Here is a 19,818-nt window from a genome sequence, read left to right as displayed (position 1 = left end):
GTCCCGTGGGTGGCGGAATCAGCGAACAAACAACTTCTGAATAAGCTTCTGGATCGATTTGCCGTAGGGCGGGTAGATCAGCTTCGCCGCGTTCAGGCGTTGCTTGACCAACACACCCTTGGCTTTGCTGAAGGTGAGAAAGCCTTCGTGGCCGTGGTAGTGGCCCATGCCCGATGGGCCGATGCCGCCAAACGGCAGGTCGTCCTGGGCCACGTGCAGCAGGGTGTCGTTCAGGCAGACGCCGCCCGAATGGGTTTCGTGCAGCACTCGGTCTTGTTCGCGCTTGTTGTAGCCGAAGTAATACAGCGCCAGCGGGCGAGGGCGTTGGTTGATGTAGGCAAAGGCCTGGTCGATGTCGCGATAGGGCACGACGGGCAATACCGGGCCGAAGATTTCGTCCTGCATCACCGTCATGTCGTCGCTGACATTCAGCAGCAGGCTGTGGGCCATGCGCCGTGCCTGACTCTGGTCATACAGCGGGACCAGCGTGGCGCCCTTGTCGGTGGCGTCCTTTACATAGGCAGTGAGCCGCGCCAACTGTCGTTCGTTGATGATCGCGGTGTAGTCCGGGTTGTCGACCAGCGTCGGATAGAACCCGCGAACCGCCTTGCCGTAGGCCTCCACGAAAGCGTCCACGCGGTGCTCCGGCACCAGCACGTAGTCCGGCGCCACACAGGTTTGTCCGGCATTCAAGGCTTTGCCGAAAGCGATGCGCTCGGCGGCATCCTTGAGCGGCACATCGGCGGAGACAATCGCCGGCGACTTGCCGCCCAGCTCCAGCGTGACTGGCGTGAGGTGCTCGGCGGCCGCGCGCATCACATGCTTGCCAATGCTGGTGGCGCCGGTGAACAGCAGGTGGTCGAAGCGCAGTCTGGAAAACGCCACGCCCACATCGGCTTCGCCCAGCACCACGCACACCAGGTCTTCGGGGAAGATCTTCGCCAGCAGCGTTTTGAGCAGCTCGCCGGTGGCGGGGGTGGACTCGCTGAGCTTCAACATCACCCGATTACCGGCCGCCAGCGCTCCGACCAGCGGGCCGATGGCCAGGTACAGCGGGTAATTCCAGGGCACAATCACCCCGACCACGCCGAGCGGTTGGTAGATGACTTTGGCTGACGCGGGCTGGAAGGCAATGCCTACGGCGCGGCGCGACGGTTTCATCCAGCCCTTGAGGTGTTTGCTGGCGTAGTGGATGCCATGCAGGCTGGGCATCAGCTCGGCGAACAGGGTTTCGTCTGCGCTGCGGTGGCTGAAATCCTCGCTGATCGCGCGGATCAACGCCTGGCGTTCATCGCTGAGCAATTCGCGCAAGGCCTTGAGCCATTGCTGGCGCTGCGCAGCAGGCGGCATCGGGTTGGCGGCGTAGGCGCGGCGCTGGGCGTCGAACAGCGGCTGAAGCTGGTCCAGCGCCTGGGAGTCCTGCAGGTAGGCAACAGTGGCAGACATGGTGCAGCCCCGATTGTTATTGGTCTGCCTGGATTTTTAGAGTCATTGCTCTAAATTGTCAAATAACATTGCAGCCCTATGCGGATTTATCCCGGCACGGTTAGGCCGTAAGATGCCCCATTCCGTGTATGGAAGCTGATCCCCCATGGCACCACGAGTAAAGACCAGCGAACGCATTGTGCACACCAGCCTGGAGCTTTTTAATCAGCAGGGTGAGCGCAGTGTCAGCACCAACCACATCGCCGCCCATATGGAAATTTCGCCGGGCAACCTGTACTACCACTTCCCCAACAAGCAGGCGATCATCGCCGTGCTGTTCCGCGAATACGAAGCGCTGGTGGACAGTTTCCTGCGCCCGCCCCAGGGCCGCGCGATGCGTGTGGAAGATAAGCGCTTTTACCTGCAGGCCGTGCTGGCCGGCATGTGGCGCTACCGTTTCCTGCACCGTGACCTCGAACACCTGCTGGAAAGCGACCCCGAAATGGCCACCGGCTACCGGCGATTTTCCCAGCGCTGCCTGACCCAGGGCGGGGCCATCTATCAGGGGTTTGTCGATGCCGGCATCCTCAATATGGACCCGATCCAGACCGAAGCCCTGACCCTCAACGCCTGGATCATCCTCACCTCTTGGGTGCGCTTTTTGTGCACCACCAACGAAAACTCCACCCATTTGAGTGCCGAAGCGATCAAGCGCGGGGTGTATCAGGTGCTGGTGCTGGAGGCGGGGTTTGTCACGCCCCAGGCCAAAGAAGCGGTGGATGGGCTGTTCAAGGAGTTTTACGTGCCGTTGAATCAGGCGCTGGATGAAGTGAAATAGGACCTTTCCCGAATCTGTTTACAGGAGTCTGTCATGCCGCTTGCCCAACTGATCAGCCCCCAGCACCTGGCCGAGCGCCAAACGCGTGGCGCGTTGGTAATCCTCGATTGCCGTTTTGCCCTGGAAGACCCGGATTACGGGCGTTGCAGCTATGCCGAAGGGCATATCGAAGGCGCGCAATATGCTGACCTTGAACGCCATCTCAGCGGCCCGGTGACCAAAGGCGTGACCGGGCGTCACCCACTGCCGCAGGCGCAGACCCTCGCTGAACAACTGCGCGCGTGGGGCATCAGTGCCGATACCGAGGTGGTGCTGTATGACGACGGCCCTGGCGCCTTTGCCGCCCGCGCCTGGTGGTTGCTGGTGTGGCTGGGCAAGCGGGACGGCGTGTTTATCCTGGACGGTGGCTTGAAGGCCTGGCATGCCGCCGGCTTACCCTTGAGCCTGGACGCGCCGGTGATCGAGCCGGGCGACTTTACCGGCACGCCCGATCATGGCCTGGTGCTGGATGGCGAGCATCTGCAAAAACGCCTGGGCCAGCCGGGCCTGACCCTGATTGATGCGCGGGCCCCGGCGCGTTTTCGTGGCGACGTTGAGCCCATCGACCTGATTGCCGGGCACATTCCCGGGGCGCAGTGCGCGGCATTCAACGAGAACCTGGGCAGTGATGGGCGGTTTCTGCCGGTCGAGCAGCTCAAGCAGCGGTTTGCCGCGCAGTTGCAGGGGCGGTCGCCCAAGGAACTGGTGGCGTATTGCGGTTCCGGCGTCACCGCCTGCCATAACCTGTTCGCCCTGGGTTTGGCGGGTTACCCGTTGGGCCAGTTATATGCGGGGTCGTGGAGTGAGTGGATCACGGATCCCGCGCGGGCCATTGCCACGGGCGACTGAGCGGCCTGGCCTGTAAACGCAAGCAATTGTGGGAGGGAGCAAGCCCCCTCCCACATTTTTATTGCTGTTGTGTCAGCAGCCATTGGGGGATGCGGCGTTCGAGGTAATAGGTCGGGCGCTTGAGCGAACCGTCCACGAAGCCCACATGCCCGCCCTTGGCCAGCAATTCGAACTCGGTGCAATCCGATAACTCGCTGGCCTCGGGCAGGCTATGGGCAAACACGAACGGATCGTCCGCCGCCTGGATAATCAGGGTCGGCGTTCGGATACCGCCCAGGTAATAGCGACTCGACGCCTTGCGGTAGTAATCCTCGGCGCTGATGAAACCATGCAGCGGCGCAGTCACCCGTCCATCGAAGTCCCAGAACGTGCGCATCTTTTCCAGGGAACCCAGGGCTTCCAGGGTTTTCAGGCCGTCCGTGCGGCCATCCTGCGTGAAGCGGCTTTGCTTGACGCGGATATACGCCAGCATTTCGCGCATGAAGTGCTTCTGATAGACCCGCGAAAAACCCAGGCCGATGCGGTCGGCGCACTGGTCCAGGCGAAACGGCACCGATACCGCCGCGGCGCCTTGCAACCCTGACGCCGTGCCGGTTTCCCCCAGATGCTTGAGCAGCACATTGCCGCCCAGCGAATAGCCCACCGCGTACAGCGGCGCCAACGGCCGCTTGGCCTGCAGATGGGCAATCGCTGCCGCCAGATCCTCGCTGGCCCCGGAGTGATAGCTGCGCGCCAACAGGTTCGGCTCGCCGGAACAGCCGCGCCAGTTCAGCGCGGCACTGGCCCAGCCCTGGGCGGCGAGGACCTTTTGCAGGCCGGCGACGTAGGGCGAGTTGGACGAACCGGTGAGCCCGTGCAATACCAGCACCAGCGGTGCCTTGGCGTCGTGAGGTCCGTGCCAGTCAATATCGAGAAAATCACCGTCGTCCAGCCACAGGCGTTCGCGTTGGCGTTCGAGGTGCGTAGTGGGGCGCCACAGCGGTCCCCACAAGGTTTGCAGGTGGGGGTTGCCGAGGCCGAAAGCGGGTTTGAACAGGTCGGTGGAGGGAGTCATTGCACTCTCTTTGGCGTACAAGCCTGTTATGGCGAGCAGGCTTACTGTGGCGAGCGGGCTTGCCCCGCGTTGGGCTGCGAAGCGGTCCCAAAACCTGCAACAGTGTTCTAACAGAATAACCTCAGTGTTGTGACTGGGGCTGCTGCGCAGCCCAACGCGGGGCACGCCCACCAGCCACAAACAGAAACCGCCGGCTCAGACCGCGCTTTCGACCAACCGATGCCACAGCGCGTAATACACCCGGCCGGACTTCTGCTCCCGGTGCAGGCGCCAACTGCCCGGCAGGCCGAGGGTGGACGGTGCGGTTTCGCTCTCGGTGTAGATCCACGCATCCGGCGCCAGCCATTGGCGATCTTCGAGCAGCGTGCACACCGTCGGCAGCAGGTTCTGGTTGAACGGCGGGTCGAGGAACACCACGTCGTATGCGCTGGCCACCTGGGTTTCCAGGTAGCGCAGCGCATCGGCGGTCTGCACCTGGCCGTTGGTGCAGCGCAGGGTGCCCAGGTGTTCCTTGAGGCTGGAGACCGCCACGTTGCTCGCGTCCAGCGCCTGGGCCTGGGACGCGCCACGGGACAGCGCCTCCAGAAACAGCGCGCCGCTGCCAGCAAACGGGTCCAGCACCCTGGCGCCCGCGATGTACGGCGCAAGCCAGTTGAACAGGGTTTCACGCACGCGGTCAGGCGTCGGGCGCAGGCCCACGACGTCGGGGAAGCTCAGCTTGCGGCTGCCCCATTCACCGCCAATGATGCGCAGTTGGCCCACACCGTTATGCACGTTGTGGACAGGCTTTTTCGGGCGAGATGAACTGGCCATTAGTGCTCCGGAACCCCGAGCGGCTGCTCGGCGGGTTTATCAGTGGGGGGCGGTAGTGGCTTTTGCGCAATCGTCGGGCCGGCGGTCACGATGACCATCTTGTCGGCGCTCAAGTGTTTGTTCATGGCCGCCTTGACCTGCTCTACGGTCAGGGCCTGGGATTGTTTCATGAAATCTTCCAGATAGCTCAGCGGCAGGTTGTAGAAACCCATAGCGCCCAGCTGGCCGACGATATCGAGGTTGCTCGCGGTGGACAGCGGGAAGCTGCCGGCCAGTTGGCGCTTGGCGTCATCGAGCTCCTTTTGCGTCGGGCCGGTCTTGAGGTAATCAGCCAGCACTTGCTCAACCAGGCGCAGGGTGCCGCCGCTCATTTCGGCGCGGGTCTGCAGGTTGATCATGAACGGACCGCGCACCTGCATCGGCGAGAAGCCCGAGTACACGCCGTAAGTGAGGCCGCGTTTCTCGCGTACTTCGCTCATCAGGCGAGTGCCAAAGCCACCGCCCCCGAGGATCTGGTTGCCCAGAGACAAGGCCGCGTAGTCCGGGTCGGCCCGGTCGATGCCCAATTGGGCGAACAGCAGGTGCGTCTGCTTGGACGGAAACTCGATATGGCTCAGGCCCGCCTTCGGTTCGGTCGGCTGGGCGATCTTCGCCAGCGCCGGGCCCTTGGGCAGCGAGGCAGACACCTTTGCGGTCATGGCCTCGGCTTCCGCACGGGTCATGTCGCCCACCACTGCAATCACTGCGTTGCCCGCCGCATAGGCCTTGGCATGGAACGCCTGCAATTGCGCCTGGCTGATCTTTGGCACGCTGTCGGCGTTGCCTTCGCTCGGATGCGCGTAAGGGTGGTCACCATACAGGCGCTTGAACAGCTCAAGACTCGCCAGTTTGGCGGGATTCTGCTTCTCGTATTCGAAGCCGGCGAGGATCTGGTTCTTGATCCGCGCCAGGGAATCGGCGGGGAAGGTCGGCTTGCCGATCACGGCGTCGAACAGCGCCAGCGCTGCATCGCGCTTGTCGCTGGCGCTCAGGCTGCGCAGGGACACCAGCGCCATGTCGCGGTAGGTGCCATTGCCAAAGCCGGCGCCCAGGCCTTCAAAACCGCTGGCGATCTGGCTGACGTCCTTGCCCGGCACGCCTTCGTTGAGCATGGCGTTGGTCATCAGCGCCAGGCCCGGCACGTCGCCGTCCTGGCTGCTGCCGGCGGCGAACAGGATGCGCATGTCGAACATCGGCAGCTCATGGGCTTCGACGAACAGCACCTTGGCGCCTTCGGCGGTGGTCCAGCTTTGTACGTCAAGCTTGCGGTTGGTCGGCGCCTTGCCGTCCAGCTCGGCCAGCGACTGCAGCTTGTTGGCGGACTGGGCTTTTTCCAGCGCAGGGCTGGCCACCGATTCACTCGGGCGCAGGAAGTACACGGCAGTGGCCGCCATCAGGGTGACGGCGATCAGGCCGGGCAGGATCAGGCTTTTGCGATCACTCATGAGCGGTCTCCTCAGGCAAAACATGGGCGACGCTCAGACGTCCGCGGGTGAAATAGGTACGTGCAGCCTTCTGGATATCTTCCGGGGTCACGCTTTGCAGGTCGGCAAGCTCGGTGTCCATGAGCTGCCAGGACAGGCCCACGGTTTCCAGGGAACCAATGGCCGTGGCCTGGCTGGTGATGGAGTCACGCTGGTACACCAGGCCGGCGATGACCTGGGCGCGAATTCGCTCCAGCTCTTCGGCGGTCGGTGGCTTGGCTTTCAAGTCTTCCAGCAGCCGCCACAGGCCGGCTTCGGCTTGGGCAATGGTCTTTTTCTTCTGCTGGTTGGGCGTGGCCGACAGGATGAACAGGGTGTCGCCACGGCTGTAGGCGTCGTAGCGGGTGGAGGCGGCGGACACCAGCTCTTCACCACGCTCCAGTTGTTCCGAGATACGCGCGCTGTAGCCGCCGTCGAGCAGGGCCGAGATCAGGCGCAGGGCTTGCACGGAGCGCTTGTCTTCGGCAGTGGCAAGGCCAGGCACGTTAAAACCGAGGATCACGCTCGGCAGTTGGGTCTGCACACGCAGGGTCAGTAGGCGCTCGCCGGGTTCAGCCAGCTCCAGCGGGATTTTGGCAGGTGGTAGGTCACGCTTGGGGATCGGGCCGAAGTAGCGCTGGGCCAGGGTCTTCACCTCGTCCGGGGTCACGTCGCCGACCACCACCAGGGTGGCGTTGTTGGGCACGTACCAGGATTGGTACCAGTGGCGCAGCTCCTCGACCTTCATGCGGTCCAGGTCGGCCATCCAGCCGATGGTCGGCGTGTGGTAGCCGCTGGCCGGAAAAGCCATGGCCTTGAAGCGCTCGAAGGCCTTGGACATGGGGTTGTCGTCGGTGCGCAGGCGGCGTTCCTCCTTGATGACCTCGATCTCGCGGCTGAACTCGTCGGCCGGCAGGCGCAGGCTGGCCATGCGGTCGGCCTCCAGCTCGAAGGCGACGCCCAGGCGGTCGCGGGCCAGCACCTGGTAATACGCGGTGTAGTCATCGCTGGTGAACGCATTTTCTTCAGCGCCCAGGTCGCGCAGGATCAGCGAAGCTTCGCCCGGGCCCACTTTGGCACTGCCCTTGAACATCATGTGCTCCAGGGCGTGGGACAAACCTGTCTGGCCGGGGGTTTCGTAGCTCGAGCCAACCTTGTACCAGACCTGGGAAACCACCACCGGCGCGCGATGGTCTTCGCGCACGACCACTTTGAGGCCGTTGTCGAGGGTGAATTCATGGGTGGGTTGTGGATCGGCAGCCAAAGCTGAAAGAGGCAGACAAACTGTACCGAACAGCAGGCCTGCGGCGCGGCGGGCTAGAGCATTCATTCGTTTTTAAACCTGTTGGGCTACCCGCTTGGTCTTAGCGTCGGCGGGCGAGGAGGTGCTAGGATACTGGTCGGATTTGCGGACGGCCACTGCGGCGGTACCGTTAAGGCCCTATTTAGGCCTTACAAAATGTTGCGCATGAACGAGCTGGCTGAAAAACAGTCTGTTACGCATCGAATTTTATTTACCGACGTGCCCCTGGCGCATCGCTACCTTGAGATAGCCGTCTCCATGTTTGGTTCCAACGACGACAAGAAGACCCCAGCTGCGGCTGGCGAGAAGAAAGGCCTGTTCGGCTGGCTGCGTAAGAAACCGCAGGATACCGTCGAGCCGCAGCCGCAGGTTCACGCTGAACCGATCCCCGAACCTATAGTAGAAGCCGAGCCGGTTGCCCAGACGCCGGCGCCGGTGGTGTTGCCTATCGTTGAGCCGGTGTTGCAGCCGGTGGCCGAGGTGGCGCCGGAACCCGAGCCGGAACCCGAACCCGAGCCGTGGCCCGAACTGCCCGTGGCCGAAGAGCCCGTGGCGCTGGTTGAAGACGTGCTTGCTGAGCACGTTGCGCCGCCGATTCCCGTGGTGGCTGAACCGGTACCTGAGCCCGCGCCCGTCTTCGACGCCGCCGTGCCTGCAGTCATCGCGCCGGAACCCGTTGCCGTCGAAGCCGGCAAGACCGGCTTTTTCGCCCGCCTCAAGCAAGGCCTGAGCAAGACCAGCGCCAGCATCGGCGAAGGCATGGCCAGCCTGTTCCTGGGTCGCAAGACCATCGATGACGAACTGCTGGAAGACATCGAAACCCGTCTGCTCACCGCCGACGTGGGCGTTGAAGCCACAGCGGTAATCATCCAGAGCCTGACCCAGAAGGTCGCGCGCAAGCAACTTACCGACGCCGACGCGCTGTACAAGTCCTTGCAGGCCGAACTGGCCGCGATGCTCAAGCCGGTGGAAGCGCCGCTGGTGATCACCCCGAACAAACCGTTCGTGATCCTCGTGGTGGGCGTCAACGGCGCCGGCAAGACCACCACCATCGGCAAGCTGGCCAAAAAGCTGCAGCTCGAAGGCAAGAAAGTCATGCTGGCCGCTGGCGACACCTTCCGTGCCGCTGCGGTGGAGCAGTTGCAGGTGTGGGGCGAGCGCAACAAGATCCCGGTGATTGCCCAGCACACCGGCGCCGATTCCGCCTCGGTGATTTTCGACGCTGTGCAGGCCGCCAAGGCGCGCAATATCGACGTATTGATCGCCGACACCGCCGGTCGCCTGCACACCAAAGACAACCTGATGGAAGAGCTGAAGAAGGTGCGCCGCGTGATCGGCAAGCTGGATGCCGACGCCCCCCATGAAGTGCTGCTGGTGCTCGACGCCGGGACCGGTCAGAACGCCATCAGCCAGGCCAAGCAATTCAATCAGACGGTGCAACTGACCGGCCTGGCCCTGACCAAGCTCGACGGCACGGCCAAGGGCGGTGTGATTTTTGCCCTGGCCAAGCAGTTCGGGTTGCCGATTCGTTATATCGGCGTCGGTGAGGGCATCGACGACCTGCGCACCTTTGAAGCCGAACCCTTTGTACAGGCACTGTTTGCCGAGCGGGAGCGTTCATGATTCGATTCGAGCAAGTCGGTAAACGCTATGCCAACGGGCATGTGGGCTTGCATGAGCTGAGCTTTCGGGTGCGGCGCGGCGAGTTTCTTTTCGTCACCGGTCACTCCGGTGCCGGTAAAAGTACGTTATTGCGTCTGCTGCTGGCCATGGAGCGCCCGACCACCGGCAAACTGCTGCTGGCCGGCCAGGACCTGGCCACCATCAGCAATGCGCAGATCCCGTTTCTGCGCCGCCAGATCGGCGTAGTGTTCCAGAATCACCAGTTGCTGTTCGATCGCACGGTGTTCAACAACGTTGCCCTGCCATTGCAGATTCTCGGGCTGTCCAAGGCCGAGATCATCAAACGCGTGGATTCGGCCCTGGAGCGTGTGGCGCTGTCGGACAAGACCGACCTCTACCCCGGTGACCTCTCCACCGGTCAGCAACAGCGCGTCGGCATCGCCCGCGCCATCGTGCACCGTCCGGCCCTGCTGCTGGCGGACGAACCTACCGGTAACCTCGACCCGCGCCTGGCGGCCGAGATCATGGGCGTGTTCGAAGACATCAACCGCCTGGGCACCAGCGTGCTGATCGCCAGCCACGACCTGGCGCTGATCGCGCGCATGCGCCACCGCATGCTTACGTTGCAGCGCGGTCGCCTGATTGGTGATGGGGAGGCAGGCGTATGAGTGCTACACGCAGTCCAAAAGTATCCGAACGCGTGGCGCCGAAACCGGCCGATCCGCAACCGAGCAAGAAAAAACGCGACGACGATGACGGCCCGGACTTCAGCACCCTGCTGCACGCCTGGATCGAAAGCCATCGCGCCAGCCTGCTCGACAGCTTGCGCCGGCTGGGCAAGCAGCCGGTTGGCAGCTTTTTTACCTGCCTGGTGATGGCCGTGGCCCTCAGCCTGCCGATGGGCTTGTCGCTGCTGCTCAATAACGTGGAGCGCCTGGGCGGTTCGTGGCAGCGTGCGGCGCAGATTTCGCTGTACCTGAATCTGGATGCCAGCACCCAGCAGGGTGAAGCGTTGCGCGATGAAATCAAGAATATGCCGGGCGTAGCGGATGCCGAGTACGTCAGCCGCGACCAGGCCCTTGAAGAATTCCAGCAGCAGTCCGGCCTGGGTGAGGCGCTCAAGGAGCTGCCGCAGAACCCGCTGCCGGGCGTGGTGCTGGTGACGCCCGATGAAGTCGACAAGCCGACCCTGGAGGCCCTGCGCCAGAAACTGGCGCAGATGCCCAAGGTGCAACAGGCGCAACTTGATCTGGTCTGGGTAGAGCGGCTGGCCGCGATTCTCAAGCTGGGTGACCGCTTTGTGTTCGGGTTGACGGTGTTGTTGGTGTCTGCATTACTTTTGGTGATAGGCAATACCATTCGTCTTCATATTGAAAACCGTCGCACCGAGATAGAAGTGATTAAACTGGTCGGCGGCACAGACAGCTATGTGCGTCGTCCTTTTCTGTACATGGGCGCGCTTTATGGCCTGGGTGCCGGGTTTTTATCCTGGGGCGTGCTGGCTTTTGGCCTGGACTGGCTGAATGACGCGGTAACAGGGCTTGCCGGCTTGTACGGCAGTGATTTTGCCCTGGCCGGGGTGCCGGTGGCCGATGGTCTCTCGCTCTTGCTTGGCGCGGTATTGTTGGGTTATATCGGTGCCTGGATTGCCGTGGCGCGGCATTTACGTGAGCTGGCGCCCAAGTAGTTAATGCCGGATTAATGTGGTTTCGTTTCTATTGACCGTATCAGCGGTTTAGGGAACTTGTCCTACGGTTCCCCGGTCAATTTTCGCAGTGCTGAACTGCACGAGTTATGTGAGTCGGAGGTTTTTTCGTATGACCACTTCTTTGCAACCTGCGTATGCCCTGGTTCCGGGTGGAAACCTGGAAGCCTATGTGCACACGGTCAACAGCATTCCATTGCTGACGCCCGAGCAGGAGCGTGAACTGGCCGAGAGTCTCTACTATGAGCAGGATTTGGGGGCGGCTCGGCAGATGGTGCTCGCCCACCTGCGTTTTGTCGTACATATCGCCCGTAGCTATAGCGGCTACGGGCTGGCCCAGGCTGACCTGATTCAGGAAGGCAATGTGGGCCTGATGAAGGCGGTCAAGCGTTTCAACCCCGAAATGGGTGTGCGCCTGGTGTCGTTTGCCGTGCACTGGATCAAGGCGGAAATCCACGAGTTCATCCTGCGCAACTGGCGCATCGTGAAAGTCGCGACCACCAAGGCCCAGCGCAAGCTGTTCTTCAACCTGCGCAGCCAGAAAAAGCGCCTGGCGTGGCTGAACAACGAGGAAGTCCACCGCGTGGCCGAAAGCCTTGGTGTGGAGCCCCGTGAAGTGCGCGAGATGGAAAGCCGCCTGACAGGCCATGACATGGCCTTCGACCCGGCCGCGGAAGCGGACGACGACAGCGCTTTTCAATCGCCGGCCAACTACCTGGAAGACCACCGGTACGACCCGGCGCGTCAACTGGAAGACGCCGACTGGAGCGACAACGCCAATCACAACCTGCACGAAGCGCTGGAAGTGCTGGACGACCGCAGCCGTGACATCCTCTACCAGCGCTGGCTGGCGGAAGAAAAAGCCACGCTGCACGACCTGGCGCAGAAGTACAACGTGTCGGCTGAGCGGATTCGTCAGCTTGAGAAAAGCGCGATGAACAAGCTGAAGCTGTCGATCGCCGCTTAAATAGGTGGGAGGGGGCTTGCTCCCGGTTGCGGTGGGTCAGCTACAGATAAGCTGACTGATCCACCGCTATCGGGAGCAAGCCCCCTCTCACATTGGTTCAGGTGTTGTGTCAGTCGGACCAGGGTGCCTTGCGGGAGTTGTTCAGCTCAAGCAGGTAGCCATCGCCACCGAGTTGATTCATCTGCTGACGAATCCACGCCGCCCGCCGCGCCACATACGCCGTTGGATGGCTGGCGCTCCACACCCGTGGGTTGGGCAACACCGCCGCCAGATAGCTGGCCTGCTGCCGCGAAAGCCCCTTGGCACTCACCCCAAAATGATGCCGCGCCGCCGCCTCTGCGCCAAACACGCCGTCATCCCATTCCACGCTGTTGAGGTACACCTCAAGAATCCGTTGCTTGGGCCACAGCACCTCGATCAGGCCGGTAAACCAGGCCTCCAGGCCCTTGCGCAGATAACTGCGGCCAGACCACAGAAACAGGTTCTTCGACACCTGCTGGCTCAACGTGCTGGCACCGCGAATCGACCCACCGCGCTCGTTGTGCACGATGGCCGCCTGGATCGCGCCGAAATCGAACCCCCAATGCTGCGGGAAGCGCTGGTCTTCACCGGCCATCACCGCCAGCTTGAGGTCGTCGGAAATGTCATCCCACGGCGCCCAGCTGCGTTGCAGGTCAATGGGTTCGCCGTCGAACCACGACTCGACCTTGCGCTCCACCATCAGCGCCGTAAACGGCGGCGGCACGACGCGCAGCAGCAGCACCAGCAAAACGCTGCCGATGGCAAACCATTTCACGACTTTGAGAAAACGACTGAAGAGGACACGCAGCATAGAGATGGCTTGGCCGAACCCGTTGAGCGGGCCATTATACAGACCCTGCCCGATGCGTCTGATTGGAGTTCCACATGCTGCGTAGCTTTCTGATGTTGGCTGCCTTTTTCGGCTTTACCGGCGTGGCCCTGGGAGCTTTTGCCGCCCATGGCCTGAAAAACCGCCTGAGCGCCGAGTACCTGGCGATTTTCCAGACCGGCGTGACCTACCAGCTGGTGCACGCCCTGGCGCTGTTCGGGGTGGCGCTGCTGGCCGCGCATATCCCCGGCCGTATGGTGACCTGGGCGGGCATCGCGTTTGTGGTCGGCATCCTGCTGTTTTCCGGCAGCCTGTACGCACTGACCCTGACCGGCATCAGCAAGCTCGGTATCATCACCCCGTTCGGCGGGCTGGCATTCCTGCTTGGCTGGTTCTTCCTCGGTCTGGCGGCGTGGCGCTTGCAGGCGATCTGACCGAGGGGCTTGGGCCGGCAACGCCAATCAAGCTAGAATGCTGGCCCCTAAAAACGATGGCGGCCCCTGGCATGCGCATTCAGTTGAACGGCGACCCCTTTGAACTGCCCGACGGCGCCTCCGTCGAGGCCCTGCTGACCCGCCTGGAACTGACCGGGCGCCGTGTCGCAGTGGAGCTCAATCAGGATATCGTCCCGCGCAGTCAGCACGCCGCCACTGCGCTCGCCGACGGTGACCAGGTCGAAGTGGTCCACGCCATCGGCGGCGGCTAATCGCCACCTCGCATTCTGCAGAACCTCACCCCATCACGAGGATTTCCCATGAGCATCGTTCGTAGCGACAAGCCCTTCGTCCTGGCCGGTCGTACCTACCAGTCCCGCCTGCTGGTCGGCACCGGCAAATACCGCGACATGGAAGAAACCCGCCTGGCCATCGAAGCCTCGGGCGCCGAAATCGTGACTGTTGCCGTGCGCCGCACCAATATCGGCCAGAACCCGGGCGAACCGAACCTGCTGGATATCCTGCCGCCGGATCGCTACACCATCCTGCCCAACACCGCCGGTTGCTACGACGCAATCGAAGCCGTGCGCACCTGCCGCCTGGCCCGCGAGCTGCTGGACGGCCACAACCTGGTGAAGCTGGAAGTGCTGGCCGACCAGAAAACCCTGTTTCCCAACGTGATCGAAACCCTCAAGGCCGCCGAGACCCTGGTCAAGGAAGGCTTCGACGTGATGGTCTACACCAGCGACGACCCGATCATCGCCCGCCAACTCGCCGAAATCGGCTGCATCGCCGTGATGCCGCTGGCCGGCCTGATCGGCACGGGCCTGGGGATCTGCAATCCGTACAACCTGCAGATCATCCTCGAAGAAGCGAACATTCCGGTGCTGGTGGATGCCGGCGTGGGCACCGCCTCCGACGCCACCATCGCCATGGAGCTGGGCTGCGAAGCGGTGCTGATGAACTCGGCCATCGCCAATGCCCAGCAACCGATCATGATGGCCGAAGCCATGAAACACGCCATCGTCGCGGGCCGTCTGGCTTACCTCGCCGGGCGCATGCCGAAAAAACTCTACGCCAGCGCCTCTTCGCCGCTGGATGGTCTGATCAAGTAAGAGCCATTGATGACTGAATCAAACGAAACGCCGAACACCGTGGACGCTGCCGACGACTCCAAACACCGCCGCATCAAGAGCTTCGTGATGCGCGCCGGCCGCATGACCGAAGGCCAGCAGAAGGGCCTGGAGCAGGGCACGCCTTTGTTCGTGCTGCCCTTGGCCGACGCGCCGGTGGACTACGACCAGGTGTTCGGCCGCTCGGCCCCGCGTTCCCTGGAAATCGGCTTCGGCATGGGTCACTCCCTGCTGGAAATGGCCGCCGCCGCGCCGGAGCAGGACTTCATCGGTGTGGAAGTGCACCGCCCAGGTGTCGGCGCGCTGCTCAATGGCGTGCTCACCCAGGGCCTGACCAACCTGCGAGTCTATGACTGCGACGCGATTGAAGTGCTCAACCGCTGCATCGCCGACAACAGCCTCGACCGCCTGATGCTGTTTTTCCCCGACCCATGGCACAAAGCCCGTCACCACAAGCGCCGCATCGTCCAGGCTTCTTTCGCGGAACTGGTGCGCAGCAAGCTGAAAGTCGGCGGCATCCTGCACATGGCCACCGACTGGGAGCCCTATGCCGAATACATGCTGGAAGTGATGAACGTCGCGCCGGGCTATCGCAACCTCGCTGAAGACGGCAAATGCGTACCCCGCCCGGCCGAGCGGCCGATCACCAAGTTCGAACGTCGCGGCGAGCGGTTGGGGCATGGAGTGTGGGATTTGAAGTTCGAAAAGCTGGCTTGACCCGCCGGCCCTGACTTGAAATGCAATCCAATGTGGGAGGGGGCTTGCTCCCGATAGCAGAGTGTCAGTCGACATTGAAGTGACTGATGTACCGCTATCGGGAACAAGCCCCCTCCCGCTTGTATCTTTGTGCTGAGTTGGAGGTCAGCGACGGTCCGCCACAACCCCAATCAACACCAGCACCACCAGCAGCACCGGCGCCAGGCTGTAGTTATTGAACTGGCCCAGCCCGCGCACAATCCACGGCGTGGCGTAGATCAGTGCGGCGCCGCTGCCGATCAGGCACAGCAACGCCATCAAGGGCACGCGCAAGGCGCCGGCGATGCTGCCCAGGCGGCCTTCCACCCAGCCTTTGATGTCGGCGCCGAACAGCACCAGCAAGCAGCCCACAAGGGCCAGTGAGATTTCCGACAGGTTGCTGCGGCTCCAGCGGGATGCGGTGGCGAGCAGGTCGAGTACCAGATCCATTCGATTTCCTTAAGAAGCGTCAGCTCAGAAATTTCTGCAGCAGGTCATTGAGAAAGAGTTGCCCGCGGTCGGTCGCCGCCAGGCGTGACGGTTCGACCTGCATTAAGCCACTTTGTTCTGCGTCGCGGCGCGCCGCGTCGAGGCTGGCCAGGTCGAGGCCGGTGCGTTCGGCGTAGAGCCGGGCGTCGACACCTTCGGTGAGGCGCAGGGCGTTCATCAGGAACTCGAACGGCAGCTCGTCGTTAGTCAGCTCTTTCGCCCCGGCCTGGAAGCTTTTGGCCGGGTTGAGGTAGTCCTTCGGCGCGCGGGTTTTCCAGGTGCGCACGATGCGCCCGTTCGGGTGGCTGAGCTTGCCGTGGGCGCCGGCACCGATGCCGATAAAGTCGCCAAAGCTCCAGTAATTGAGGTTATGCCGCGCCGGGCGGCCCGGCTGGGCATAGGCCGACACTTCATATTGCGCATAACCGTGCTCGGCGAGCAGCGCCTGACCGGCTTCCTGGATATCCCACAGCGTGTCGTCTTCCGGCAACGCGGGCGGCTGGTTCCAGAACACGGTGTTGGGTTCCAGGGTCAACTGGTACCAGGACAGGTGCGTCGGCTTCAGCGCAATGGCCTGGCGCAGGTCGCTCAACGCATCGTCCAGGGACTGGTCCGGCAGGCCGTGCATCAGGTCCAGGTTGAAGTTGTCGAACCCGGCCTGGCGCGCCATACCCGCCGCGCGGACCGCTTCGTCGCCATTATGGATGCGGCCCAGGGCCTGGAGTTTTTGCTGCTGGAAGCTCTGGATGCCGATGGACAGGCGATTGATCCCCAGTTTGCGGTACGCCACGAACTTCTCTTGCTCGAACGTGCCGGGGTTGGCTTCCAGGGTGATCTCGATATCGCTGGCAAACGGGATGCGCGCCTGCACGCCTTCGAGCAGGCGTCCCAGCGCCGCCGCGCTGAACAGGCTGGGCGTGCCGCCGCCGAAGAAGATCGAACTCAGTTGCCGGCCGTAAACGGCGTGCAGGTCCTGGTCGAGGTCGGCCAGCAGCGCGTCCACGTACTCCTCTTCCGGTAGCACGGCGCTCGCGGTGTGGGAGTTGAAATCGCAATACGGGCATTTGCGCACGCACCACGGAATGTGGATGTACAGCGCCAGGGGCGGCAGCACCGGCAAGGCCGCCCGGGGTGTTTGCGCGCCGCCGTGGATCAGCGGCTGCGCAGAGGTGTTCTGCGTCATTTCAAGCCCAGGCGCTGACGCAGCAACACCATGGCGCGGGCGCGATGGCTGATCTGGTTCTTGTCGGCCGGGCTCAGCTCGGCGCTGGAGACATTGCGCTCCGGCACCCAGAACAGCGGGTCATAACCAAAACCATGCTCACCGCTGGCGGCGTGCAGGATACGCCCGTGCCACAGGCCTTCACACAGAATCGGCAACGGGTCATCGGCATGGCGCACCAGCGCCAGCACGCAGACGAACTGCGCGCCACGCATCGCGTCCGGCACGTCCTTGAGGGCGTCCAGCAGCTTGGCGTTGTTGGCCGCGTCGCCCTTGCCGTCGGCATAGCGCGCCGAGTAGATGCCCGGCGCGCCGCCGAGGAAATCCACCGCCAGCCCCGAATCATCCGCCAGCGCCGGCAGGCCCGAGAGGCGTGCTGCGTTGCGTGCCTTGAGGATGGCATTCTCGACGAATGACAGGCCGGTCTCTTCCGGCTCAACCTGGCTGAATTCGCCAACCGAGCGCAGTTGCACGGATTCACCGAGCATGGCCTGGAGTTCTTTGAGTTTGCCGGCGTTATGGCTGGCCAGTACGAGTTGGGTGAGGTTCATCATTCGGCCGGGAAAAGTTCTTGGACAAAGTTGAAACTGTGGGCCTTGCCGCCGGTTTCAACGTTGATCGTGAAAGTCTTGTATTCCTGTTGCGGCACCGAGTAGGGCGCGAGGTAGTTGGTCGCGCCCTTTTCAGTGATCTGCTTGAACGTCAGCACTTCGCTCTTGCCGCTCAAGTCCTTGAGGGTGCCCGTCACCTGCGCCGTCACCGGGGTCACGCCCTTGAACACCGACACGTTGATCAAACCCTTGTTCTTGCTGCGTACCACACCCACGGCCTGGGCGGTTTCAGGTTGCAGGAAGCTGGAGGTGAAGGTGTTGTAACGCACGGTGATATCGCCGAATTCCTTGGTGCGGTTGGGATCGATAACGTCGGCGGCCATGGCGCTGGCGCCCAGGCATGCGGTCAATAGAAAAACAGCCAGGCGACTCATGAGCGTTCCTCTTGAAAATGATTAGACGGCAATCTTGTGGTCGGTCAGGCCAGGACTGCTGACCCGGTAGATACCAATTTCGCCCAGCAGGTTGGGCCATAGCTTGCTCGCCCAGCCGTGGCGGTGCTGTTGATCGACGGCAAGGCGGTTGATCACCTTGGCTTCACGCTCGCCGCACAGGGCTTCGAAGTCTTCGAAGGTGCAGAAGTGGATGTTCGGCGTGTTGTACCAGGTGTAGGGCAGGAAATCCGAGACCGGCATGCGGCCCTTGGTGGCCAGGTACCAGCGGCAGCGCCAGTGGCCGAAGTTGGGGAAGGTGATGATGCACTGGCGACCGACCCGCAGCATTTCGTCGAGGATGCGGTCCGGGTAGTGCACCGCTTGCAGGGCCTGGGTCATCACCACGATGTCGAAGCTGTTGCTGGCAAAGTTGCCCAGGCCCTTGTCCAGGTCCTGCTCGATCACGTTGATGCCCTTGGCCACGCACTGGGCGATGTTGTCCGGGTCGTTTTCCAGGCCGTAGCCGGTGACTTGCTTGTGGTCGCGCAGCCAGCTCAGCAGTTCGCCATCGCCGCAGCCCAGGTCGAGCACGCGGCTGCCGGCGGGGATCCAGTCTTGGATGATGTCCAGGTCGGCTCTCATGGCGTTCTCACAAAATGATGCGGTTCATGTAATTGCTGAAGGCCTGCAAGTAACGCGGGATCGGAATCAGGAAGGCGTCATGGCCTTGCGGTGCGTCGATCTCCAGGTAGCAGACATCCTTTTTGGCGGCCATCAGGGCGTCCACCAGCTCGCGTGAGCGTGCCGGCGAGAAGCGCCAGTCGGTGGTGAACGACATCACGCAGAAGCTGGCGGTGACGTGCTCGAAGGTTTTCGCCAGGTCATCGTCATGGTTGGCCGCCGGGTCGAAGTAGTCCAGGGCCTTGGTCATCAGCAGGTAGGTGTTGGCGTCAAAGCGTCCGGAGAACTCCTCGCCCTGATAACGCAGGTAGCTTTCCACCTGGAACTCGACGCTGTGGAAGTCATAGTTGAGCTTTTCGCTCTTGAGACCCCGGCCGAATTTCTCGCCCATGGAGTCATCGGACAGGTAAGTGATGTGCCCGACCATACGCGCCAGCATCAGGCCGCGCTTGGGAATCACGCCGGCTTCCTGGAACGAACCACCGTGGAATTCGGGGTCGGTGAGGATCGCCTGGCGTGCCACTTCGTTGAAGGCGATGTTCTGCGCCGACAGCTTTGGCGCCGAGGCGATAGCCAGGCAGTGGCGCACGCGATCCGGGTAAGTGATGGTCCATTGCAGGGCCTGCATGCCGCCCAGGCTGCCGCCGATGACCGCTGCCCACTGCTTGATGCCGAGCAGGTCGGCCAGGCGCGCCTGGCTGTGCACCCAGTCTTCCACGGTGAGCACCGGAAAGTCGGCGCCGAACGGCTTGCCGGTTTCCGGGTTGAGGCTGCTCGGGCCGGTGGATCCGTTGCAGCCGCCGAGGTTGTTGAGGCTCACCACGAAGAACTTATGGGTATCGATGGGCTTGCCGGGGCCGATGCAGCTGTCCCACCAGCCCGGCTTGCGCTCGTCGGCGCTGTGGAAGCCGGCGGCGTGGTGATGGCCGGACAGGGCGTGGCAGATCAGCACGGCGTTGCTCGCCGTGGCATTCAGCTGGCCGTAGGTTTCATAGATCAGGTCATAGGCCGGCAGCGACCGGCCGCAGGCAAGGGCCAGCGGTTCGCTGAAGTGCGCCACTTGGGGCACGACCAGTCCAACAGAATCGGGGGGGAAGGCAGCTGACATCGACCCTGCTCTCGTTTAAATGAGGCGTAAGTCTAAAGAGCGGGGGGGCCAGCGGCAAGCAAA

22 protein-coding genes are annotated in these 19,818 nt (G+C 62.7%); 10 read left to right on the top strand and 12 right to left on the bottom strand.

Annotation, left to right across the window (positions count from 1 at the left end):
* Positions 1–18: 18 nt before the first annotated feature.
* The gene (locus LUB09_RS12905) at positions 19–1,446 is read right to left on the bottom strand and encodes a coniferyl aldehyde dehydrogenase (protein ID WP_231422740.1); all 1,428 of its coding nucleotides are present in this window, start codon (positions 1,444–1,446) and stop codon (positions 19–21) included.
* A gap of 145 nt (positions 1,447–1,591) precedes the next feature.
* Here LUB09_RS12905 and LUB09_RS12900 point away from each other — a divergent pair, with 145 nt between their 5' ends.
* Positions 1,592–2,263, top strand: a complete 672-nt coding sequence (locus tag LUB09_RS12900) for a TetR/AcrR family transcriptional regulator (RefSeq protein WP_209985970.1) — start codon at positions 1,592–1,594, stop codon at positions 2,261–2,263.
* Between the two features lie 33 nt (positions 2,264–2,296).
* Positions 2,297–3,151: a sulfurtransferase gene (locus tag LUB09_RS12895; RefSeq protein WP_231422739.1), complete on the top strand. Its 855-nt coding sequence runs from the start codon at positions 2,297–2,299 to the stop codon at positions 3,149–3,151.
* Positions 3,152–3,209: 58 nt separating this feature from the next.
* Here LUB09_RS12895 and LUB09_RS12890 read toward each other — a convergent pair whose 3' ends face one another.
* The 4 genes from LUB09_RS12890 to LUB09_RS12875 all read right to left on the bottom strand — a co-directional run bounded on the left by LUB09_RS12890 (position 3,210) and on the right by LUB09_RS12875 (position 7,850).
* Complete coding sequence (locus tag LUB09_RS12890; protein WP_209985965.1) at positions 3,210–4,205, bottom strand: hydrolase; 996 nt, start codon at positions 4,203–4,205, stop codon at positions 3,210–3,212.
* Positions 4,206–4,400: 195 nt separating this feature from the next.
* Entirely contained in the window at positions 4,401–5,018 is a 618-nt protein-coding gene (gene rsmD / locus LUB09_RS12885) for a 16S rRNA (guanine(966)-N(2))-methyltransferase RsmD (protein WP_209985960.1), read from the bottom strand.
* Complete coding sequence (locus tag LUB09_RS12880) at positions 5,018–6,502, bottom strand: M16 family metallopeptidase (RefSeq protein WP_231422738.1); 1,485 nt, start codon at positions 6,500–6,502, stop codon at positions 5,018–5,020. Before LUB09_RS12880 ends, rsmD begins: the two co-directional genes overlap by 1 nt.
* Entirely contained in the window at positions 6,495–7,850 is a 1,356-nt protein-coding gene (locus LUB09_RS12875) for a M16 family metallopeptidase (protein ID WP_231422737.1), read from the bottom strand. Before LUB09_RS12875 ends, LUB09_RS12880 begins: the two co-directional genes overlap by 8 nt.
* A 231-nt stretch (positions 7,851–8,081) precedes the next feature.
* On the opposite strand from LUB09_RS12875, the gene ftsY reads away from it, so the two are divergent.
* The 4 genes from ftsY (at position 8,082) to rpoH (ending at position 12,118) form a co-directional block, all read left to right on the top strand.
* Positions 8,082–9,446 carry a signal recognition particle-docking protein FtsY gene (gene ftsY, locus LUB09_RS12870; RefSeq protein ID WP_209985951.1) on the top strand — a complete coding sequence of 455 codons (1,365 nt, stop codon included), beginning with the start codon at positions 8,082–8,084 and terminating at the stop codon, positions 9,444–9,446.
* On the top strand, positions 9,443–10,114 hold the full coding sequence (gene ftsE, locus LUB09_RS12865; RefSeq protein ID WP_003176700.1) for a cell division ATP-binding protein FtsE: 672 nt from the start codon (positions 9,443–9,445) through the stop codon (positions 10,112–10,114). Before ftsY ends, ftsE begins: the two co-directional genes overlap by 4 nt.
* A complete protein-coding gene (gene ftsX / locus LUB09_RS12860) occupies positions 10,111–11,133 on the top strand; it encodes a permease-like cell division protein FtsX (RefSeq protein WP_209985947.1) in 1,023 nt (340 codons plus the stop codon). The genes ftsE and ftsX overlap by 4 nt, the downstream gene beginning before the upstream one ends.
* Positions 11,134–11,263: 130 nt before the next feature.
* Positions 11,264–12,118 (top strand): RNA polymerase sigma factor RpoH, encoded by an 855-nt coding sequence (rpoH, locus tag LUB09_RS12855; RefSeq protein ID WP_003234621.1) that lies wholly within the window; start codon positions 11,264–11,266, stop codon positions 12,116–12,118.
* 109 nt (positions 12,119–12,227) lie between these two features.
* Here rpoH and mtgA read toward each other — a convergent pair whose 3' ends face one another.
* Positions 12,228–12,950: a monofunctional biosynthetic peptidoglycan transglycosylase gene (gene mtgA / locus LUB09_RS12850; protein WP_231422736.1), complete on the bottom strand. Its 723-nt coding sequence runs from the start codon at positions 12,948–12,950 to the stop codon at positions 12,228–12,230.
* Positions 12,951–13,024: 74 nt separating this feature from the next.
* On the opposite strand from mtgA, the gene LUB09_RS12845 reads away from it, so the two are divergent.
* The 4 genes from LUB09_RS12845 (at position 13,025) to trmB (ending at position 15,252) form a co-directional block, all read left to right on the top strand.
* On the top strand, positions 13,025–13,402 hold the full coding sequence (locus LUB09_RS12845) for a DUF423 domain-containing protein (protein WP_209985941.1): 378 nt from the start codon (positions 13,025–13,027) through the stop codon (positions 13,400–13,402).
* A gap of 71 nt (positions 13,403–13,473) precedes the next feature.
* Positions 13,474–13,674 (top strand): sulfur carrier protein ThiS, encoded by a 201-nt coding sequence (gene thiS, locus LUB09_RS12840; protein WP_057006510.1) that lies wholly within the window; start codon positions 13,474–13,476, stop codon positions 13,672–13,674.
* A gap of 48 nt (positions 13,675–13,722) precedes the next feature.
* On the top strand, positions 13,723–14,517 hold the full coding sequence (locus LUB09_RS12835; protein WP_209985938.1) for a thiazole synthase: 795 nt from the start codon (positions 13,723–13,725) through the stop codon (positions 14,515–14,517).
* A gap of 9 nt (positions 14,518–14,526) precedes the next feature.
* Complete coding sequence (gene trmB, locus LUB09_RS12830; RefSeq protein WP_209985936.1) at positions 14,527–15,252, top strand: tRNA (guanosine(46)-N7)-methyltransferase TrmB; 726 nt, start codon at positions 14,527–14,529, stop codon at positions 15,250–15,252.
* Between the two features lie 144 nt (positions 15,253–15,396).
* Here trmB and LUB09_RS12825 read toward each other — a convergent pair whose 3' ends face one another.
* Genes LUB09_RS12825 through metX form a run of 6 tightly spaced genes read right to left on the bottom strand, consistent with a single transcriptional unit; the run spans position 15,397 to position 19,755 of the window.
* Entirely contained in the window at positions 15,397–15,720 is a 324-nt protein-coding gene (locus tag LUB09_RS12825) for a DUF3392 domain-containing protein (protein WP_231422735.1), read from the bottom strand.
* A gap of 19 nt (positions 15,721–15,739) precedes the next feature.
* Complete coding sequence (gene hemW / locus LUB09_RS12820; RefSeq protein ID WP_231422734.1) at positions 15,740–16,942, bottom strand: radical SAM family heme chaperone HemW; 1,203 nt, start codon at positions 16,940–16,942, stop codon at positions 15,740–15,742.
* Complete coding sequence (rdgB, locus tag LUB09_RS12815; protein ID WP_209985933.1) at positions 16,939–17,535, bottom strand: RdgB/HAM1 family non-canonical purine NTP pyrophosphatase; 597 nt, start codon at positions 17,533–17,535, stop codon at positions 16,939–16,941. The genes hemW and rdgB overlap by 4 nt, the downstream gene beginning before the upstream one ends.
* Positions 17,532–17,966 (bottom strand): DUF4426 domain-containing protein, encoded by a 435-nt coding sequence (locus LUB09_RS12810; RefSeq protein ID WP_209985931.1) that lies wholly within the window; start codon positions 17,964–17,966, stop codon positions 17,532–17,534. The genes rdgB and LUB09_RS12810 overlap by 4 nt, the downstream gene beginning before the upstream one ends.
* Before the next feature lie 21 nt (positions 17,967–17,987).
* The gene (gene metW / locus LUB09_RS12805; RefSeq protein ID WP_003234603.1) at positions 17,988–18,608 is read right to left on the bottom strand and encodes a methionine biosynthesis protein MetW; all 621 of its coding nucleotides are present in this window, start codon (positions 18,606–18,608) and stop codon (positions 17,988–17,990) included.
* 7 nt (positions 18,609–18,615) lie between these two features.
* Positions 18,616–19,755: a homoserine O-succinyltransferase MetX gene (metX, locus tag LUB09_RS12800; protein ID WP_209985929.1), complete on the bottom strand. Its 1,140-nt coding sequence runs from the start codon at positions 19,753–19,755 to the stop codon at positions 18,616–18,618.
* Positions 19,756–19,818: the final 63 nt, after the last annotated feature.

Origin of the sequence: Pseudomonas sp. Leaf59 (genome assembly GCF_920984685.1) — a bacterium.
GTDB lineage: Bacteria > Pseudomonadota > Gammaproteobacteria > Pseudomonadales > Pseudomonadaceae > Aquipseudomonas.
This window is presented reverse-complemented; position numbering and strand designations above follow the sequence as displayed.

Coding starts and splice junctions, on each gene's coding strand:
- LUB09_RS12905 (WP_231422740.1), bottom strand. CDS start 1,446: ATGTCTGCCACTGTTGCCTACCTGCAGGACTCCCAGGCGCTGGACCAG.
- LUB09_RS12900 (WP_209985970.1), top strand. CDS start 1,592: ATGGCACCACGAGTAAAGACCAGCGAACGCATTGTGCACACCAGCCTG.
- LUB09_RS12895 (WP_231422739.1), top strand. CDS start 2,297: ATGCCGCTTGCCCAACTGATCAGCCCCCAGCACCTGGCCGAGCGCCAA.
- LUB09_RS12890 (WP_209985965.1), bottom strand. CDS start 4,205: ATGACTCCCTCCACCGACCTGTTCAAACCCGCTTTCGGCCTCGGCAAC.
- rsmD (WP_209985960.1), bottom strand. CDS start 5,018: ATGGCCAGTTCATCTCGCCCGAAAAAGCCTGTCCACAACGTGCATAAC.
- LUB09_RS12880 (WP_231422738.1), bottom strand. CDS start 6,502: ATGAGTGATCGCAAAAGCCTGATCCTGCCCGGCCTGATCGCCGTCACC.
- LUB09_RS12875 (WP_231422737.1), bottom strand. CDS start 7,850: ATGAATGCTCTAGCCCGCCGCGCCGCAGGCCTGCTGTTCGGTACAGTT.
- ftsY (WP_209985951.1), top strand. CDS start 8,082: ATGTTTGGTTCCAACGACGACAAGAAGACCCCAGCTGCGGCTGGCGAG.
- ftsE (WP_003176700.1), top strand. CDS start 9,443: ATGATTCGATTCGAGCAAGTCGGTAAACGCTATGCCAACGGGCATGTG.
- ftsX (WP_209985947.1), top strand. CDS start 10,111: ATGAGTGCTACACGCAGTCCAAAAGTATCCGAACGCGTGGCGCCGAAA.
- rpoH (WP_003234621.1), top strand. CDS start 11,264: ATGACCACTTCTTTGCAACCTGCGTATGCCCTGGTTCCGGGTGGAAAC.
- mtgA (WP_231422736.1), bottom strand. CDS start 12,950: ATGCTGCGTGTCCTCTTCAGTCGTTTTCTCAAAGTCGTGAAATGGTTT.
- LUB09_RS12845 (WP_209985941.1), top strand. CDS start 13,025: ATGCTGCGTAGCTTTCTGATGTTGGCTGCCTTTTTCGGCTTTACCGGC.
- thiS (WP_057006510.1), top strand. CDS start 13,474: ATGCGCATTCAGTTGAACGGCGACCCCTTTGAACTGCCCGACGGCGCC.
- LUB09_RS12835 (WP_209985938.1), top strand. CDS start 13,723: ATGAGCATCGTTCGTAGCGACAAGCCCTTCGTCCTGGCCGGTCGTACC.
- trmB (WP_209985936.1), top strand. CDS start 14,527: ATGACTGAATCAAACGAAACGCCGAACACCGTGGACGCTGCCGACGAC.
- LUB09_RS12825 (WP_231422735.1), bottom strand. CDS start 15,720: ATGGATCTGGTACTCGACCTGCTCGCCACCGCATCCCGCTGGAGCCGC.
- hemW (WP_231422734.1), bottom strand. CDS start 16,942: ATGACGCAGAACACCTCTGCGCAGCCGCTGATCCACGGCGGCGCGCAA.
- rdgB (WP_209985933.1), bottom strand. CDS start 17,535: ATGATGAACCTCACCCAACTCGTACTGGCCAGCCATAACGCCGGCAAA.
- LUB09_RS12810 (WP_209985931.1), bottom strand. CDS start 17,966: ATGAGTCGCCTGGCTGTTTTTCTATTGACCGCATGCCTGGGCGCCAGC.
- metW (WP_003234603.1), bottom strand. CDS start 18,608: ATGAGAGCCGACCTGGACATCATCCAAGACTGGATCCCCGCCGGCAGC.
- metX (WP_209985929.1), bottom strand. CDS start 19,755: ATGTCAGCTGCCTTCCCCCCCGATTCTGTTGGACTGGTCGTGCCCCAA.